The following is a 19,054-nucleotide window of genomic DNA, read 5'->3' on the forward strand; positions in this document are numbered from 1 at the left end:
AATATGTAAAATGGATAAGGGTAGGTTAGAAGCTTTTAGTGATGGTGTTTTAGCTATCATTATCACCATTATGGTTTTGGAGTTAAAGGTTCCGCATGGTGATAGTTTTGAAGCCCTTAAGCCCCTTTTGCCGGTGTTTTTAAGCTATGTACTTAGCTTTATATATATAGGCATCTATTGGAACAATCACCACCATATGCTGCACGCGGTACGATCGGTAACGGGCAGTGTACTTTGGGCTAACTTATTTTTACTTTTCTGGTTGTCTCTTATTCCTTTTGTTACCGCCTGGATGGGCGAGAATCATTTTTCTAAATGGCCGGTGGTATGCTATGGTTTAGTTTTGCTGATGAACGCTATTGCTTACAGTATTTTGGTGAAGGTACTTATTTATCATCATGGTGAAAACTCCTTACTGGCAAAGGCTTTAGGATCTGACCTGAAAGGGAAGATATCTATAGGGATATATATTACAGCTATTGGCGCATCCTTTATACATGCCTGGTTTGGTTTTGCATTGTATATTCTTGTGGCTTGTATATGGTTTATCCCCGACAGGCGAATAGAGAACAAAATAACTGATTCTAATAAAATTAATTATAATGGGTAAATTTTTCGATCAAATTGGCGAACTCCACCGGGAATTTATTGAACAGCAAAAGATATTTTTTACCGCCTCAGCACCTTTGGCTGCCAATGGGCATGTTAATTTATCACCCAAAGGAATGGATAGCTTTAGAGTGCTGGCAAATAACAGGGTAGCTTATATGGATATTAATGGCAGCGGTAACGAAACCTCGGCACATATGCTGGAGAACGGCCGTATCACCATTATGTTTTGTGCGTTTGATGGACCGCCTAATATTTTGCGTTTATATGGTAAGGGATATACCGTTTTGCCCGGTGACGATGAATGGGATGAACTTTCAGCATTATTTAACCTGCCACTTGCAACAAGGCAAATTATAGTGGCTGATATTCACAAAGTGCAAACCTCCTGTGGTTTCGGTGTGCCTTATTATGAATATTCAGGTGAACGCGACCAGGCCGTTAAATGGGCGGATAATAAAGGTGCCGAAGGTATTGAAACTTACCAGGCCGAAAAGAACCGTGTAAGCATGGATGGTTTACCTACCGTTTTAGGCTTACATTAATTCTTTCATCAGTTTATCAAAAGCTTCTTTTAATTCTGCCAGTTCGACTTCTACTTTTGTAAGACGTTCTTCCATTTCCGACGAAGAGCGGCGCGGCTGATCATCTGGTGCATCATCCTCGGGTATGGTGCCGCCAAGCAAATGCCTGTATCGCGCTTCTTTTTGCCCGGGTCGCTTGGGTAGCTGTACAATATAAGGTGCATCGCCCGAGGCAAGTTTCTCCAATAAGGTTTGTACCTCATCCAGGTTTTCAAATTCATACATACGGCCCGAATTGGTGTTTATTTCTCCGGGTGTTTGCGGCCCTCTTAGTATCAGCAGGCATAATACCGATACTTCTGCAGGTGCCAGTGGAAAAACAATGGCGAAGTTGTGTTTGTATTTTACTGCCCTGCTGGAACCACCGGTAGCGGTTGATATCAGCCCTTTTCTTTTTAGTGTATCAAGTGCAAGGGTCACGTTGCTTTCGTCGTAGTCTACCACAGGCTTACGGGCAGATTTTTGATTACATGCCGCAGTGAGGCCATTAAGCGTCATGGGGTAATAGTCGGGCGTGGTTTTGCTTTTTTCCATCAGCGCGCCAAGTACCCTTAGCTCTGCATCATTTAAAACAGGAAGCGTTTGTTGATTATCCATGTACAAATATAATAAGCCATCTTAATCTTGTGGTTTTTTTGTTCGGTGTTCCGCTGGTGTGTATATAAAAAACGGAACAAGCGGAACACGCTGTATATCAAATTGTTGTATTTTATTAATTGTATGCTTATAAAGTAAAACACTTTATATGATTCCAATAAGATGTTGATTAAAAGATACTTGTGTCTTATGGTAAAGTGTTCCGCTTTTTTGGTAATGGAACAGGTGATTTCTAATATTTATTGTTTGTAAATGCAAAATCTGTTAAAGGATTTCAATTAAGGCTACTAACTTAGCACGTTATGGTTATAAGTATTTTAGGGTGCGGTTGGTACGGAACGGCGTTAGCGAAACAATTGGTTAAAAGCCATACGGTTAAAGGCTCTACTACTACGGCAGAAAAGTTGCCATCATTAAGAGCTGAAGGTATTCTTCCTTTTTTAATAGACCTTTCAGCTGATGGATCGAGGTTTGCGGATGATTTTTTTAAGTGCGATATATTAATAATTGCCATACCCCCTAAAGCGCGGTCGGGCGAGGGGGAACAATATATCCCCAAATTACAAACGGTAGTTAACGCTATTGAGCGTAATGCTATAAATAAAGTTATATTAATAAGTTCTACCGGTGTGTATGCAGATCTTAACCGAGAAGTTGATGAGCATACCGATCCGCAGCCTGTTAGTAGTTCAGGAAAGATATTGTTTGTCGCTGAGGATCTGTTCAGGAAACAAACCGGATTTAAGTCAACCATTATCCGTTTTGGCGGCCTGGTAGGGCCGGGCCGCGATCCGGCACGTTTTTTTGCGGGAAAGAAAAATATTCCCAACGGACTGGCTCCTGTTAACCTTATCCATTTAGATGATTGTGTTGGTTTTACGGCAGCGGTATTAACTATGGATGCTTTTGGCTTTACCTTCAATGCCTGCACACCGCATCATCCATCTAAATTTGCGTTTTATACACAAGCGGCGGAACGGGCAGGTATGGCTTTGCCTGAGTTTATTCCGGAGTTAAAAGAATGGAAAATTGTATCGGGCGTAATTGCTGATGAAGTATTGCGATATGAATATATAATTAATAACTGGTTTAACTGGCTCAACCAATGATGAATTTGGAATGGACACCAAATTCTTACTTATCTTTGTGGGAAATGAAAAAACCCGGTAAAGATCAAGTGTTTTCTGTTAACTCCGCAGCGGATTTTGAGGATATTGCTATAGCCGTATTTAAATATCAGGCGGCAAATAATCTGGTTTATAAGCAATTTATAAAAGGGCTAAACTTAAAGGCGGACGAAATAACAACAATTGAACAAATACCATTTTTACCGGTAGAGTTTTTTAAATCGCACAATATAACAACCGGGGATAAATCTGCGGAGGTGGTATTCACCAGCTCGGGCACTACAGGTATGGTTACCAGTTGCCATAATATTACCGATGTAAACTGGTACATTCAAAGTTTTCGTGAAGCCTTTGCGCTGTTTTATGGCGATATTACCACATACACCATTCTCGCCTTATTGCCATCGTACCTGGAGCGTGAAGGATCTTCGCTTATTTATATGGCGCAGGATTTGATCACACAGTCAGCTAATGCCGACAGCGGCTTTTACCTGTATAATCACGATGAACTTTATCAGCAGCTTACACGGCAAAAGCAACAGGGCAATCCCACAATACTGATAGGGGTAACTTTTGCATTGCTTGATTTTATTGAAAAATATCGCATAAATTTTCCGGAACTGATCGTAATGGAAACAGGGGGGATGAAAGGCAGGAGGAAAGAAATGATACGTGAAGAACTGCATCAAATGTTGTGCGAGGGTTTCGGGGTGAATGCTATTCATTCAGAATATGGAATGACGGAGTTGTTATCGCAGGCATACTCTAAAGGACAGGGGATATTTAACTGTCCGCCTTGGATGAGGATAATTACACGCGATACCAATGATCCGTTAACTTTGATTGAAACCGGTAAAACCGGGGGAATAAACATTATAGATCTGGCAAATATCAACTCCTGTTCATTTATTGCTACGCAGGATCTGGGGAGGGTTTATGCCGGGGGGGCGTTTGAGGTTATTGGCCGTTTTGATAATTCGGACATACGCGGATGCAATTTACTGGTTGGTTAAAACAATTAATATTGTAAGTGTCATAATATATTTATTTTTGCGTTGATAAGTATATATCAATTAATATGATCGAAAAATTTTTGCACGACGAACAAGACCCTAAAGCGGTAGAACGAGTTTACAGCCGATTGGTTGATCTGCTTACTACCGGTGAGGAGATACTATATATAGCCACCCAAAAAAAACCGATAGTAAACCTGTTTCCTGACTGTATTGCCCTTACTAATAAACGCGTCCTGTTTTTTACACCTGCTAACTTAGGGCTGTCTATAAAATTTGTTGATTTTGTTTGGAAAGACATTGTAGAAGTTTACACTAAAGAAGAGATAATAGGAGCGGTATTTAGTGCAAAAACTACTAATGGCGCTGAAATGGGTGTAGATTATTTGCCGAAGGTGCAGGCGCGTAAACTTTATCAGTACGCACAGGAGCGCAAAGAGGCGGAACGTGAGGCCCGCCGCCAGCGTGAGCTTGAAGAAAAACGTGCGGAGTCGGGCTCGTTACAAATAGATCATGCTGCGCAGGTTGCTTTTCAGCCTGTTCCCACACAACCGCAAAAGCAAGAGTTACCCGAACTTACACCATTTACCATTATACCTGAAACACCGGCCAAACCCGATGAGTTAACAGAAAAACTGAAAAAACTTAAAACCCTGTTCGAAAACGGTTTAATATCACAAGAAGAGTACAACAACAAAAAACTCGAATTACTGAGCGATCTGTAAAGCCATATAAGTTTTAAGCAGCTGTATGCTATTTGGCGATTATTAAAAAGTAGTTTTTCTTGCCTTTTTGGGCTACCAGGTATTTATTATTGATAAGGTCTCCGGTAACGTAAACGGCTTCTATGGTATCTACCTTTAGTTTATTAATGGCAACGCCTCCGCCTTGTATCATTTTTTTTGCTTCACCCTTTGAATTAAATACCGCGGTTTGTCCGCCCAGCAGGTCTACAATGTTTATTCCGGTTTCAAAATCTTTTGAATTTACCTCATAATTAGGTACGCCGCTAAATAATGCAAGCACCTCTTCATCGTTCAGTTCGTTTAAAAACTCGATACCTGTATTACCAAACAAAAATTCAGAGGATTTAACCGCTTTTTCAAACCCGGCTTCGCCATGTACGCGTATGGTGATATCTTTTGCCAATGCCTTTTGTAGAACGCGCATATGCGGCGCTACGTTGTGTTCCGCTTCTATCGCTTCAATAGTTTGCCTGTCAAACAAGGTGAAAATGCGTATGTAAGCCTGGGCATCCTGGTCGCTGGTGTTAAGCCAAAACTGGTAAAATTTATACGGAGAGGTTTTTTTAGCATCCAGCCAGATGTTTCCACCTTCCGATTTCCCGAATTTACTTCCGTCAGCCTTTTTAATTAGCTGTGTGGTTAAAGCGTATGCTTCACCCGCATCCTTACGGCGTATCAGTTCGGTTCCGGTAACAATATTTCCCCATTGATCACTTCCGCCCATTTGCAGGGCGCAATTTTTATGTTTCCACAGGTAATAAAAATCGTAACCCTGTACCAGTTGATAGGTAAACTCAGTAAAAGACATTCCGGTATCACCGTTGATGCGGTTTTTAACAGAGTCTTTCGCCATCATATAATTTACGGTGATGTGCTTACCTACATCGCGTATAAAGTTAAGGAACGAGAAATCCTTGAACCAGTCGTAATTATTTACCATTTCGGCACTATTGGCGCCACTGCTAAAATCCAGAAACTTCTCTAACTGGCTTTTTATACCATTTAAGTTGTGTTGTAAAACATCCTCGGATAGTAAATTACGCTCGGCCGATTTGCCTGAAGGGTCTCCAACCATACCCGTTGCGCCGCCAACTAATGCAAAAGGTTTGTGCCCTGCACGCTGAAAGTGTATCAATGTCATGATCTGCGCCAGGCTGCCAACGTGTAATGAGTCGGCAGTAGGATCGAATCCAATATAACCCGAAACCATACTCTTATTTAACAACTCTTCAGTTCCGGGCATGATATCATGCAACATGCCCCGCCAGCGTAATTCTTCTACAAAGTTCATTAGTGTATTATAGCTTTCAAAAACGGCAAATATACTAGAATTAATCTGTTGCATGAATTTTGTACCAGCCGGTTTTTATTATCCGCGCGGCCTTATTGTAATTTGAATAGTTTTTTCTATTTTGTACCAATAGGACATTACTATACATCTATGAATTTTTTGTCGCATTATTATTTTGACCGGGATACAACTGACTGTTACTACACTTTAGGAACAGTATTGCCCGATCTGTTAAAAAATGCTGATAAAACTATTGTTCTGCATCCAGAAGACCTTGTGCACAATAATGCCGCGGTAAATTCAATTATAAATGGCTGGAATAAACATTTGCTTGTAGATAAATACTTTCATTCTTCAGAATTTTTTAAAACGCATTCTCATCAGTTAAAAAAGGAATTGCTGCCAGCGTTAAAAGGCTCACCTGTAAAGCCTTTCTTTTTAGGGCACATTGGTATTGAATTGATATTGGATAATTTGCTGCTTACTACACACAAAATTAAGGTGGGTGATTTTTATGAACATTTAAATACCTGCAGCGAGCGTATAATTTACGATTTTTTGGTATTTGCCGGTATGGAACAACCTTTGCTTTTCTTTAAATTTTTTGATGATTTTAAAAAAAGTCGCTACTTACGCTCATATAGTGAAATTGAACAGGTGACCTATGCGTTAAAAAGAATATGTATGCGCGTATGGGCTAACCCGTTTTCGTTAGAAAACGAAGCCGGAATTACTGCCGTAGTGTTAAATTACCGTACTGCTATTTTTGATAACTTTATGCAGATATATACAGAAATAGAAGAAAAACTGAGCTTTTGAGATCGAAATTTTACAATTAAACCTACCTGTTTCTAAAGTTAATCAGCCTAAAATTCCCATTGAACATTATTTTTGCGCCATAAAAGTGTTAAAATTTGCAGCGGATGTTAATAAAAACGCTTAAAAATCAATATTTAACATTAAATTATATTTTTTCAACTAAAATTATATCCCTACCTTTGCAGTCCCAATTAATGTTGGGAAAAAGGAGAAAAATTATTTAATGGCAAAAAAACAAGAAGCAGAAAAAGAATTAAAAGCAAAACAGGCTGAACTGGACACAACAGATGCACCTGTAGCAAAAGAAACGATTGAATCAGAAGCTGATTCAGCATTCATTGATCAGATTAAGGCGCAGATCGCCGCCGCCCCACCAGCAGATTTTGACTGGGACGCAGACGAGAAAAAGTTTGGTAACTACAGCGACACCGACCGTGAAGAGATGGAAAAAATGTACGATGGTACATTCAGCTCAATTACTAAAGGTGAGATCATCGACGGTATTGTAGTAAGCATCAATAACAAAGATGTTGTATTAAACGTTGGCTTTAAATCAGACGGTTTAGTATCGGTTTCTGAATTCCGTGATACACCAGACTTAAAAGTTGGTGATTCAGTTGAAGTTTTTGTTGAATCGCAGGAAGATGCTAACGGACAGTTAGTGCTTTCACGTAAACGTGCAAAAACTCAAAAATCATGGGAAAGAATTAATTCTGCATTAGATAACGATGAAATTATCACAGGTTTTGTTAAGAGCAGAACTAAAGGTGGTTTAATTGTTGATATAATGGGCGTTGAAGCCTTTTTACCAGGTTCACAAATTGATATCAAACCTATCAGGGATTATGATATTTATGTGGGCAAAACAATGGAATTCAAAGTTGTTAAGATAAACCACGAATTTAAAAACGTTGTGGTATCGCACAAAGTGCTTATCGAGGACGATCTGGAAAACCAAAAAACAGAAATTGTTGCTAAGCTTGAAAAAGGACAGGTACTTGAGGGTACTGTTAAAAACATTACCGATTTTGGTGTATTTATTGACCTTGGTGGTGTTGATGGTTTATTGCACATTACAGATATATCTTGGGGCCGTATTGAGCATCCGAGAGAAATTTTATCATTGGATCAAAAGATCAACGTTGTTGTGCTTGACTTTGATGATGAGAAAAAACGTATCGCTCTTGGTTTAAAACAATTAACTCCACACCCTTGGCAGTCATTGGATGAAAACATCCAGATCGGTTCAGAGGTTAAAGGTAAAATTGTTACCGTTGCTGATTACGGCGCATTCCTTGAAATTATTCCGGGTGTTGAAGGCTTAATTCACGTGTCAGAAATGTCATGGTCTCAAAACCTGCGTAACCCTCAGGAATTCCTGAAAGTTGGTGACGAAGTAGAGGCACAGGTGTTAACCCTTGATCGCGAAGAGCGCAAAATGAGTTTAGGTATTAAGCAATTAACTCCTGATCCATGGCAAAATGCCGGCGAGAAATACGCCGTAGGTACACAACATGTTGCAACTGTTAAAAACATGACCAACTTTGGTGTATTTGTTGAGCTTGAGGACGGCATTGATGGTTTAATCCACATCTCTGATCTTTCATGGTCTAAAAAAGTAAATCATCCTAATGAATTCACTAAAGTTGGTGAAAAGTTAGAAGTGGTTGTTTTAGAATTGGATATCGAGAACCGTAAATTAAGCTTAGGCCACAAACAACTTGAAGAAAACCCTTGGGATACTTTTGAAACCATCTTCACTATTGATTCAATACATGAAGGTACCGTATTAAAAGTTACCGATAAAGGCGCTATTGTTGCTCTACCTTATGGTGTTGAAGGCTTTGCCCCAACCAAACATTTGGTAAAAGAAGATGGCAAGAGCCTTAAAGCAGAAGAAACTGCTGAGTTTAAAATTATCGAGTTTAACAAGGACAACAAGCGTATCGTAATTTCACACTCACGTATCTGGGAAGAAGCCCGTGCTGATGCCAGAGTACAGGATTTCGAAAATCGTAAGAAAGAAGCAAAATCTGCTAACAACGCGGTTAAGAAAGTGAAAGAATCGGTTGAAAAATCAACTTTAGGTGATCTTAGTGTACTTGCTCAGTTAAAAGAGCAAATGGAAGGTGCTGAGAACAAGGCTAAAAAAGCTCCTGCTAAAAAAGCAGAGGAGCCAACTGAAGCTAAAGCCCCTGCCGAAACTAAAGAGGAAGAAGAAGCTAAATAAGGTTTCCTTTTAAATATTCAAAGGCCTTCCGGTTATCCGGAAGGCCTTTTTTGTTTAGTTGTTATTTTTAATTACCTATATGTATTTTACTGGTTTTGTACCCAAAGCTGCCACTCATATCAGCACCCTCAATAGTTATGGTGTAACTACCCGGTTTGTCAGCCGCATAAAAAGAGAAAGTAGCGTTCCCCTGTGCATCTGTAATTAAATTTGGTTCCCAGTGCAGTGTAGGGCGTTGAGTATCAGCATCCGCATTCTTTACGCCATAACGTGGCCGGTAAAATTGTAAGGGCATGCAAAAAGGTACAGGACGGTAAGCCATAGTACCCGGTGAAGTTCTGGTGAACAGTCCTTTTCCACTGCGGGTTGTTACGCTAATAAATACGCGAAAACCACTTAACAATTTAATGTCTTTAACATCATCGGCTCCTAAATAATTGATAAAACCGCTAATAAAATCTTTGAAGCCGTTAGGATCTCCGGTTGAATCAAACCCGTACATGCGCATTGCACTTTGTCCGTCAACATAAAAATCGGCTATCAAATCAAGTCCAGCTACGTAATTTTCATATTTATGTAATGATGTTTTAGAAAAAACATCCGTTCTGTATATAAAACTTAAATGAAGATTCGCTATTTTTTGATATAATAATTCGGAAATGCTTTTCTTACCGGAACTTATAAGCTCTTTCTCATCAATTTCTTTTAATACATATCCAAATTCATCACCTACTCTTACCATTGGCTTACTTCCTTTTATTTTTACCTCCTTTAATAATTTGCCCTTAACATCTGATGGATTTATCCCCTGTAGTTGAGCCTGATCTTTACGATTAAAGTAGTTTAGCATAAGGGTGTCGGTAGTTTGAACATTCCAGGGCATTGTCCGGAGGGTATTTGTTAAGGTAACAGGTGCAGGCGTAAACTCATTGAGTATAATATTCGCCGCTATTTCTTTTCCTTTTTTATCAGTTACATGTATAGTGTAAGCTATGGTATCAACAACAGGTAGTCCATGAAACATAAACTCGCCGTTAGCGTTGCTTACGGTATCAGCTAATATAATCCCATATTTTTTATTTATCGAGAATAATTTAACATTAGCATCCTTAATAGGTTTTTTGAAAAGTTTTTGCAATCTGCCCGAAATCTCGTTGTCAGTTTCTGCTGTAAATGCAGGCTCAGTTTTAAACACATCCGGAGTATCCCAGTCAAATCCCGTCCAGCCCTGGGTAAGCATCAGATCATCCAGGGCTTTGGCACTTTCCGGATCGTCGGAAAAGTACCACGCCGGATCCTCGATATTGCCTTTCAATTCAGACGTAAGCAACAGATGACTATTTATATTATCATTGTATTTTTTATTAGTAACAAATGAATCATCGGTCACTGCTACTGAAAAACTCCCGCGTACCGGATTGCCTGCTACATCACACACATTTAATTTTACTGATATGCTATCGTTAGGCTGATATTTTATGCTATCAGTGGCAACTTCAAGAGTTAATTGATCGTGATGGTTAATGAATATTTTTCTCTGGCATACTGGTTTATAGGTGCTATCCAATATTACGAAACTCACTATACCTGATGGAAATTTGCTTTTGGCGATCCGGATATTATCGTAACCCGCGTTCAAGTTTAAATGCGACCCGAAGTAAACCCCATCATTAGTTTGCGCTATTAAGGTGTAATTACCATCTGCCTTTATTCCGGGAGCAGTGGTAATAAACATACGGATGGAATCCGGATCGGTAATATTATGAATGGCTAATGCTATTCCTGTTTGCTTAGGCAGGGGTAATGGTACTGTATGTGTGGTGCCGTTTATTTCATATTTGGCTGTATAGGTTTGCCCAGGCTGTGCAAAAAGATAAAAATTACCCATGCCCTTATGCAACGACTGAAAAGTGCCCACCTGTTGATCCTCGTTATTAAATATCATTCCTTTTATAGCAACACTCAGGCCATCTTCGCCTATAGCTTTAAAAGCTATTTTATTTCGCAGGCCGGTAATAATATTGCCACCTTCCGGCATAAATTGCAGGTCGATATTTTGCAGCTTGCCACCCGGATAAAAGGGAAAGGTAGTGGTGGTGCCGGAGACTTTATTGGTTATCTGCATGGATAGGCCGTCCGTATCCATTTTATCGGGCATAACAAAGGAAGTGTTAAAGCTGCCATCATCTGTTGTGCGGTATTTGGTATGCATCAGACTTTTTTTACCGTTAGTTATCTTCAGATCGATGTCCGCATAAGGAAGTGGTAACTTATCCAGGTCGGTTAATTTTATTGATAGGTCGATCTGGTTGCCTGTGGACACGGTTTTTATAGTATGCTGTTCATTTACAAGGTAACTGCCTTTTTCAGCCGGTTTCCCGATATAGAAACTTTTCCGGAAAAACGTACTCTTGTCGAAATTCTGCATCCAGTTAGAGTAGGATCTTACGGTGTAAGTACCATCATGTAATTTAGCATCCAGAAAAATAGTGCCCTGGCCAAGTCCCGTATATAGCGGAACCGCAAATCGGTTAACCACACTATCTTTATCGTTAATAAGTTCTACATATAATTTAGAGCTCAAGGCAGAAGGTGTATAAGTTGCGGCGTTAAACAGATATGTTTTAAACCAGATAGTATCGCCGGGGGTGTAGTAGGATTTGTCGAACTGCAGATATAACTTTTCCTTGGGGAAGCGGCTATTGTAGTTTTGCGCCTTTTGCAAGAGGTTTTTTAAATTGTCGATGTTTTGCGCATCAGTTTTGAAAGCCAAAATAAGTAAAAGGCAGATTGCAAGGAATGTCTTACGAGTGATCTTTACCAAATTTATCATGACAAGGTATATGTCCTATAAATTTAGTTATTAAGTATAATTTTTCAAAACCCTATTAGTGCTTTGAAAAATTACTAATTGAACACAAAGTATTTTTTTATATTTGCCCAAATCCACCCACACGATGCAAAACCTAACGCTGCTCGACGGTCAGAAATTTCAAATAACAATACAGCGTTTATGTCGTCAGTTGATAGAAAACCACGATGATTTTTCAGGATCGGTACTGATAGGCATACAGCCCCGCGGTATATATTTGGCTTATCGTGTTGCCGAAGAACTAAGAAAAATATTACCCGGCAGCAAAATAGAACAGGGCGATCTGGATATTACATTTTACCGCGATGATTTCCGCAGGCGTAATTCTCCGCTTGTACCTAATCAAACTAAAATAGATTTTATTATTGAAGGTAAAAAGGTAATAATGATGGATGATGTGCTGTGGACTGGGCGTACCATTCGTGCTGCCATGGATGCCATGCAGGCATTCGGCCGGCCCGAAAAGGTAGAGTTGTTGGCATTAGTAGACCGTCGTTATTCCAGACATATACCTGTTGCTGCAGATTATGTGGGAATAGAGGTAGATTCAATAGCATCGCAAAAAGTAGTGGTAAGCTGGAAAGAGACCGACGGAGAAGACAGGATAGTATTAGTATCTGAAGCGAAATAAAATGGCATTAAGTACAAGGCATCTTTTAGGAATTAAGGATTTGAACCGTTCAGATATTGAACTGATATTTGAAACAGCCGATAATTTTAAAACTGTACTAAACCGCCCTATAAAAAAGGTACCGTCTTTACGTGACGTTACTATCGCTAATGTTTTTTTTGAAAATTCGACCCGCACACGCCTTTCTTTTGAACTTGCAGAAAAGAGATTGTCAGCCGATGTGATAAATTTTGCGGCATCCTCTTCATCAGTAAGCAAGGGCGAGACACTTATTGATACGGTTAATAATATCCTGGCCATGAAAGTGGATATGGTGGTAATGCGCCACCCTTACGCCGGGGCAGGTATATTTTTATCTAAACATGTAAAGGCACAGATAGTAAATGCAGGCGATGGTGCCCACGAGCACCCCACGCAGGCTTTATTGGATGCCTTTTCTATAAGAGAGCGTTTTGGTGGCGATATAGCAGGTAAAAAAGTAGTGATCGTAGGGGATATACTGCATTCGCGTGTGGCATTATCCAACATTCTTTGCCTCAAACAGCTTGGCGCCGAGGTGATGGTTTGCGGGCCTACCACTTTAATACCGAAATATATTGGCTCATTAGGGGTTAAGGTAGAGCATAACCTCCGTAAAGCGCTTAACTGGTGCGATGTGGCCAATATGCTGCGCATACAGCTGGAACGGCAGGATATTAAATATTTCCCTTCACTGCGGGAGTACACCATGCTGTACGGTTTAAATAAGCAGATACTTGACTCACTCGACAAAGAGATTACCGTTATGCACCCCGGCCCGATTAACCGCGGAGTGGAAATTACCAGCGATGTAGCCGATAGTAAGCAATCCATTATACTGGAGCAGGTTGAAAACGGCGTAGCTATCCGTATGGCGGTTTTATACCTGCTGGCAGGACAACAATCCTGACAGAGTTTATTTATTACCTAATATTTTATTAGCTACATAAGTCGCACTGCTTAGTGCAGCCTCTACTGTACCCATTGCTGCACCTTCATATAAATACTCCCCGGTAAAATATAAGGTATGGCTTACCGGGGTATTTAATACTTTGCGTGCATCAGCCGAGTTAATCATATCATAAGCATACGAGCCGAGCGTAAACGGGTCTGCGGTCCAGTTCATGATGCGTGAAGCAATTAACTCGCCTTTTAATTCCTGTACTGTACACTTAAAAATCACTGATAATGATTGTAAGCCCTGCAATGCTATGTCCGAATCTGTGAGGTTTAATTTGCTGTGAGCAGCAGGACCGCCTATCCATCCGGTAAGTACGTTTGAATTATCTGGCACCTGTGTCCACCAGGTGGGTATTTCCTGATCTGAGAAAAGATACCCCATCGCATTAATATTGTGGTTTGTTGTTTCCTGAATTTTGGTGTCCAACCAAAATGATCGTTTAAATTCAAATAACACTTTTATAACCGAGCCAAAGCCTATCTGTTTCAAAGCAAATAGATGTTCAGGCACCGGCGGGTTAAAAGTAACAGTTGCCGTATGTGAGTGTTTAGCTTGCAAAACGCCTAACGGTATGGCAATTATTAATATTTCTGCTTCATAAGCTTTTCCGTCGGTTGTAAAAACACTTACCTTTCCGTCTTGCCATTTAATTTCTTTTGCAACAGTGTTAAAAAAAACCTCACCGCCGTTAGCTTTACACTGGTTAAGTAAAAAAGTTATAACTGCACCATATCCGCCGTTTACGCGATGCTGTGTATCCGGTTCTTCATTTTGCCACTCTTTACGTAAAGCAAATGCGCTGGCTTGGCGTGGGTCTGCGGTATCGTATCCGGAAACATATTTCCATACAGAATCCCTCAGCTCTTCATATTTAATACCTGGAAACTCCTTTAATAAAAAATCGTAAATGTTAGTATCCTGTTTCAGCTCATTAAGTTTTTCTAACAGCTTGTCCCAATCATTTATCACCATGCTGTTTGCTTCAAAGCAATTATTACGGAATTGCCACATTTCCGCATTTGCTGAACGATACGAGATACCGGCTTCTTTTAAGAGATTGATAGTAACAGGCAAATCACCGTGAATAAATTCAGCGCCGAGCTCTGTGTGATTGAAAAAGGAAATATCATTTAAGGTGTATATTCTGCCGCCGGCCCGGTTACGGGCTTCAAGTAAAGTTACATTTTTGCCTGCTTTTGATAAAAGGTATGCAGCCATTGAACCGGCCGCACCTGCACCTATTATTAAGATACTGTTTTTCATAAAGGTGCCGTAATTTATACCTAAATGTTGTAAGATGCAAGTATGATCAATTATGTAAAAAACGCCTTTTAAAATAAATGATTATATTATTTTAGCGCATATTAAGGGCACTGTTATGAAAGATTATTTTAAGGTTGATGAATGGAAAATAATAGAAGAAGGTTTCGATCCACTTTATAATAAGATAGCCGAAAGTGTTTTTAGTATAGGTAATGGCCGCATGGGGCAGCGAGCCAATTTTGAAGAAGCCTACAGCGGTGAAACCTTACAGGGAAATTATGTGGCCGGTGTTTACTACCCGGACAAAACACGTGTAGGCTGGTGGAAAAACGGTTATCCTGAATACTTTGCTAAAGTTTTAAATGCCGCGAATTGGATAGGTATTGATGTAAACATAGGTGGTGAGCAACTCGACCTGGCTAAATGCGAAATATTAGCCTTCAGGCGTGAATTGAACATGCGGGAGGGATATCTCAAAAGAACTTTCCATGTAAGAAACGAACAAGGAAAGGAAATTAAGGTAGATGCGATACGTTTTTGCAGTATGGTGGATGATGAGTGCGGAGCCATTAGGTACACCATTATACCTGTAAATTTTTCCGGTGATTTAATTATTACTCCTTTTATAGATGGCGACGTTGTAAACACAGATGCCAACTATGACGAAAAATTTTGGGACGAAGTAAAAAAGGATCATAGTAATGATGGCGCCTTTGTGCAGTTGCGCACCAAAAAAACCGGGTTTGGGGTAGCCACAGCCATGAAATTTAGCCTGATAAAAAATGAATCCTTTATTGAATTTACCTCATCGCCTGTTGAGAAAGAAAAATATATCGGCGCCGAGGTGAAATTACAGGTTAAAGAAGGAGAGGCAATTACACTGATAAAATATGCTACAAATGTATCATCACAAAATTACCCTGCCGACGCCTTAGAAAAACGAGCCGCTGATGTTTTAGCGCACATCAGCCAAAAGGGTTTTGATACCATGCTTGCGGAACAGGCCGTTGCCTGGGCCCAAAAGTGGAAACATAATGATATCATTATTGAGGGTGATGCCAAAGCGCAACAGGGGATACGTTTCAATATTTTTCAATTGAATCAAACCTATACCGGAGAGGATGACCGGCTAAATATAGGGCCTAAAGGGTTTACCGGGGAAAAATACGGGGGCTCTACTTATTGGGATACCGAGGCTTATTGCGTACCTTTTTATTTAGCCACTGCCGAGCAAAAAGTAGCCCGTAACTTATTGCTGTATCGTTACAAGCAACTGGATAAAGCCATAGCTAATGCCAAACTATTAGGCTTTAACAATGGCGCGGCTTTATACCCAATGGTAACTATGGACGGTACCGAGTGCCACAACGAGTGGGAGATAACCTTTGAGGAGATACACCGCAACGGGGCAATTGCCTTTGCCATTTACAACTACACAAGGTATACAGGCGATGAAAGCTACCTGACCGATTACGGGTTAGAGGTGCTGATCGCTATTTCGAGGTTTTGGGCGCAGCGAATAACTTGGTCTGCGCAGCGGCAGCAATACGTAATGCTGGGCGTAACCGGGCCTAATGAGTACGAAAATAATGTTAATAATAATTGGTACACCAATACCATAGCGGTTTGGTGCATGCAATACACGTTAGAGGTTATTGATAAGGTTAAGCAGGACGATATTGTTAAATATAACGCGCTTGTTTCAAAAATAAATTTTAAGGAGACTGTCGAAACTGACAAATTCAAAGACATTATAAGTAAAATGTATTTCCCCGCTGATGAGGAAAGCGGGGTGTTTTTACAACAGGACGGCTTTATGGATAAAGAGCAACTGTTGGTGAGCGATCTGCCATCATCGGAAAGGCCCATCAATCAAAAATGGAGTTGGGACAGAATCCTTCGGTCGGTGTTTATTAAACAGGCGGATGTTTTGCAGGGAATTTATTTTTTTGAGGATAGGTTTGATGAAGATACCATTCGCCGCAATTATGATTTTTACGAACCACGTACGGTACACGAGTCGTCCCTTTCACCATGTGTACATGCTATATTGGCGGCCAAATTAGGCGATGTAGAGCGTGCATATCAATTTTACCTGCGTACCTCACGCTTGGATATTGACGATTACAATAACGATACCGAAGATGGATGCCATATTACCTCAATGGCAGGCACCTGGATGGCTGTTGTAGAAGGTTTTGGCGGTATGCGTGTAAAGGATGATACGCTTTCGTTTGCTCCGCTATTGCCAAAGGAATGGCGTGCTTTATCTTTTCAGATCGGTTTCAGGGGAGTGCTATTAAATCTGAAAGCAGATAAAATAGGTGTGCTGATCAAAAATATTTCCGAACAAAGCATCGATATCATGTTGTATAACATTAAATACAAGGTAGATGCTAACAGCGAACTATTTATTAAAAATTAAATAATATCGCCTAAAAATAGTTTAATGTCTACAAATAAAAATCATAAGTTAATTATATATCAGTTACTGCCCCGGCTTTTCGGCAATGTAAAATCAACCAATAAAGTAAATGGCTCTGTTGAAGAGAATGGTGTTGGTAAATTAAATGATATTACTGATAAGGCACTTGCTGAAATTAATAAAATGGGTTTTAGCCATGTGTGGTATACGGGTGTTATTGAGCATGCCACCATGACGGATCATAGCCGTTACGGTATTAAAGCTGATGATCCCGACGTGGTTAAAGGTCGCGCAGGTTCGCCTTATGCTATAAAAGATTATTACGATATAGCACCCGATTTGGCAGTAGATGTAAACAATCGCATAAGTGAATTTAAACAGTTGATAGCGCGTACGCATAGCAACGGCTTAAAGGTAATTATTGATTTTGTACCTAACCACGTAGCGCGCACCTATGCCTCGGATGCTAAGCCTGATGGCGTACGGGATTTGGGTCAGGATGATGATGCCTCGGTGAGCTTTTCTCCTGTAAATGATTTTTATTACATCCCGGATCAGCATTTTGTGGTACCAATAGGTTATAACCCAGGTGGTGATGAGTTTCATCATCCTTTAAAGGATGGCAAATTTGACGAATATCCTGCCAAAGCCACCGGTAACGATGTTTTTAACGCTGCCCCAAGTATCAATGATTGGTTTGAAACGGTTAAGCTTAATTATGGCGTATATAATCCTAATGGAGAGAAAATACATTTTACAAGCGAGCCACCGCTTTGGAACAAGCTATATGATATATTAGCTTATTGGAGCGATATGGGAGTAGATGGTTTCCGTTGTGATATGATAGAAATGGTGCCTGTGGAATTTTGGTCGTGGCTCATCCCCAAACTGAGGAAAAATTATCCTGAACTGATATTTATAGGGGAGGCCTATGATAAAGGCCAATATGATAATTATATTAATAAGGGGTGTTTTGATTATTTGTACGATAAGGTAGGCCTTTACGAAATAATACGGAAACTTACCTGTGATGAATGGGGTGCCAGCACCTGGGGGATAAACGCTGTTTGGAACCATGATACCTGTGGTCTGGAAGATCATATGCTCCGGTTTATGGAAAACCATGATGAGCAGCGTATTGCCAGCCGTTATTTCGCTAACGACCCGTTTTTAGCAATTCCCGGGATGATAGTAAGTGCCACTTTATCTACTGGTCCGGTAATGATATATTTTGGGCAGGAAGTGGGTGAACCCGCTATTGGTGCATCGGGATTTAGCGGTGATGACGGGCGCACCACTATTTTTGATTACTGGGGAATGCCGGAATATCAGAAATGGGTTAATAATGGAGAGTTTAATGAACTGCAACTGTCTGATAATCAAAATAAAATTAGAAATTTTTACAGTAAGCTTTTGAATTGTGTAAAAAGAAATGAAGCGTTAAGAGAGGGAGACTTTTATGAGTTGATGGTGGCTAATGAACATCAGCCCGGATTTGATACAAAGCTTTATTTTTTTGTACGTTACACCCAAAGCCAACGTGTTCTGGTAGCGGTAAATTTTAACAGACACGAAAAAGAGATGGTTGTTAAATTTCCTCAAGACCTGTTAAAAAAGCTTAATGTACACGGAAACATTACCTTTACGGATAGTTCAAGCGGCAGGATATTTGATACACAGGACATCGCAACAGGGCTCAAAATACATTTACAACCTTCGAGCGGATTACTGCTGCACTTTTAATTTAGTTAAGCAATGCAGCGTTTTGGCTTAATTATAACTTGAAAAGTCATTAATAAATCGTTTATTAGATAAAACATTAAAGCAAATCAACTTTAAGGTTTGTTAGTTACCTTTATAAGGTAATT

At 40.0% G+C, this 19,054-nt stretch carries 15 protein-coding genes; 11 read left to right on the forward strand and 4 right to left on the reverse strand.

Going from position 1 to position 19,054, the window contains the following annotated elements; genetic code table 11:
- The first annotated feature begins 10 nt into the window (after positions 1 to 10).
- Together I5M19_RS16945 and I5M19_RS16950 are read left to right on the forward strand one after the other, a co-directional pair.
- Entirely contained in the window at positions 11 to 610 is a 600-nt protein-coding gene (locus I5M19_RS16945; protein ID WP_200067544.1) for a TMEM175 family protein, read from the forward strand.
- Positions 603 to 1,154 (forward strand): pyridoxamine 5'-phosphate oxidase family protein, encoded by a 552-nt coding sequence (locus I5M19_RS16950; RefSeq protein ID WP_200067545.1) that lies wholly within the window; start codon positions 603 to 605, stop codon positions 1,152 to 1,154. The genes I5M19_RS16945 and I5M19_RS16950 overlap by 8 nt, the downstream gene beginning before the upstream one ends.
- Here I5M19_RS16950 and I5M19_RS16955 read toward each other — a convergent pair.
- Positions 1,146 to 1,790, reverse strand: a complete 645-nt coding sequence (locus I5M19_RS16955; protein WP_200067546.1) for a YceH family protein — start codon at positions 1,788 to 1,790, stop codon at positions 1,146 to 1,148. The genes I5M19_RS16950 and I5M19_RS16955 overlap by 9 nt on opposite strands.
- Positions 1,791 to 2,092: 302 nt before the next feature.
- Here I5M19_RS16955 and I5M19_RS16960 point away from each other — a divergent pair, with 302 nt between their 5' ends.
- The 3 genes from I5M19_RS16960 (at position 2,093) to I5M19_RS16970 (ending at position 4,655) form a co-directional block, all read left to right on the forward strand.
- Positions 2,093 to 2,899, forward strand: a complete 807-nt coding sequence (locus tag I5M19_RS16960) for an SDR family oxidoreductase (RefSeq protein ID WP_200067547.1) — start codon at positions 2,093 to 2,095, stop codon at positions 2,897 to 2,899.
- A gap of 44 nt (positions 2,900 to 2,943) precedes the next feature.
- A complete protein-coding gene (locus tag I5M19_RS16965) occupies positions 2,944 to 3,930 on the forward strand; it encodes a LuxE/PaaK family acyltransferase (protein ID WP_200067704.1) in 987 nt (328 codons plus the stop codon).
- Positions 3,931 to 3,995: 65 nt separating this feature from the next.
- Positions 3,996 to 4,655 carry a PH domain-containing protein gene (locus tag I5M19_RS16970; RefSeq protein ID WP_200067548.1) on the forward strand — a complete coding sequence of 220 codons (660 nt, stop codon included), beginning with the start codon at positions 3,996 to 3,998 and terminating at the stop codon, positions 4,653 to 4,655.
- Positions 4,656 to 4,683: 28 nt separating this feature from the next.
- On the opposite strand, the gene tyrS is transcribed toward I5M19_RS16970, so the two are convergent.
- Complete coding sequence (gene tyrS, locus I5M19_RS16975) at positions 4,684 to 5,967, reverse strand: tyrosine--tRNA ligase (protein WP_200067549.1); 1,284 nt, start codon at positions 5,965 to 5,967, stop codon at positions 4,684 to 4,686.
- 150 nt (positions 5,968 to 6,117) lie between these two features.
- Between tyrS and I5M19_RS16980 the strand changes: the two genes are divergently transcribed.
- Complete coding sequence (locus I5M19_RS16980) at positions 6,118 to 6,786, forward strand: hypothetical protein (RefSeq protein WP_200067550.1); 669 nt, start codon at positions 6,118 to 6,120, stop codon at positions 6,784 to 6,786.
- A 223-nt stretch (positions 6,787 to 7,009) separates the two neighbouring features.
- A complete protein-coding gene (gene rpsA, locus I5M19_RS16985; RefSeq protein ID WP_200067551.1) occupies positions 7,010 to 9,016 on the forward strand; it encodes a 30S ribosomal protein S1 in 2,007 nt (668 codons plus the stop codon).
- A 67-nt stretch (positions 9,017 to 9,083) separates the two neighbouring features.
- Here the strand turns inward: rpsA and I5M19_RS16990 are convergent, their stop codons facing one another.
- Positions 9,084 to 11,789 (reverse strand): alpha-2-macroglobulin family protein, encoded by a 2,706-nt coding sequence (locus I5M19_RS16990; protein WP_200067552.1) that lies wholly within the window; start codon positions 11,787 to 11,789, stop codon positions 9,084 to 9,086.
- A gap of 184 nt (positions 11,790 to 11,973) precedes the next feature.
- Here I5M19_RS16990 and pyrR point away from each other — a divergent pair, with 184 nt between their 5' ends.
- Together pyrR and I5M19_RS17000 are read left to right on the forward strand one after the other, a co-directional pair.
- Complete coding sequence (gene pyrR / locus I5M19_RS16995) at positions 11,974 to 12,519, forward strand: bifunctional pyr operon transcriptional regulator/uracil phosphoribosyltransferase PyrR (RefSeq protein WP_200067553.1); 546 nt, start codon at positions 11,974 to 11,976, stop codon at positions 12,517 to 12,519.
- A 1-nt stretch (position 12,520) separates the two neighbouring features.
- Positions 12,521 to 13,447 (forward strand): aspartate carbamoyltransferase catalytic subunit, encoded by a 927-nt coding sequence (locus I5M19_RS17000; RefSeq protein WP_200067554.1) that lies wholly within the window; start codon positions 12,521 to 12,523, stop codon positions 13,445 to 13,447.
- A 6-nt stretch (positions 13,448 to 13,453) separates the two neighbouring features.
- Here I5M19_RS17000 and I5M19_RS17005 read toward each other — a convergent pair whose 3' ends face one another.
- Positions 13,454 to 14,761 (reverse strand): flavin monoamine oxidase family protein, encoded by a 1,308-nt coding sequence (locus I5M19_RS17005; protein ID WP_200067555.1) that lies wholly within the window; start codon positions 14,759 to 14,761, stop codon positions 13,454 to 13,456.
- Between the two features lie 115 nt (positions 14,762 to 14,876).
- On the opposite strand from I5M19_RS17005, the gene I5M19_RS17010 reads away from it, so the two are divergent.
- Both I5M19_RS17010 and I5M19_RS17015 read left to right on the forward strand, forming a co-directional pair.
- Positions 14,877 to 17,186, forward strand: a complete 2,310-nt coding sequence (locus I5M19_RS17010; protein WP_200067556.1) for a glycoside hydrolase family 65 protein — start codon at positions 14,877 to 14,879, stop codon at positions 17,184 to 17,186.
- A 24-nt stretch (positions 17,187 to 17,210) separates the two neighbouring features.
- Entirely contained in the window at positions 17,211 to 18,929 is a 1,719-nt protein-coding gene (locus I5M19_RS17015) for an alpha-amylase family protein (RefSeq protein ID WP_200067557.1), read from the forward strand.
- Positions 18,930 to 19,054: the final 125 nt, after the last annotated feature.

The organism is Mucilaginibacter segetis, from assembly GCF_016522075.1.
Taxonomy (GTDB): domain Bacteria; phylum Bacteroidota; class Bacteroidia; order Sphingobacteriales; family Sphingobacteriaceae; genus Mucilaginibacter; species Mucilaginibacter segetis.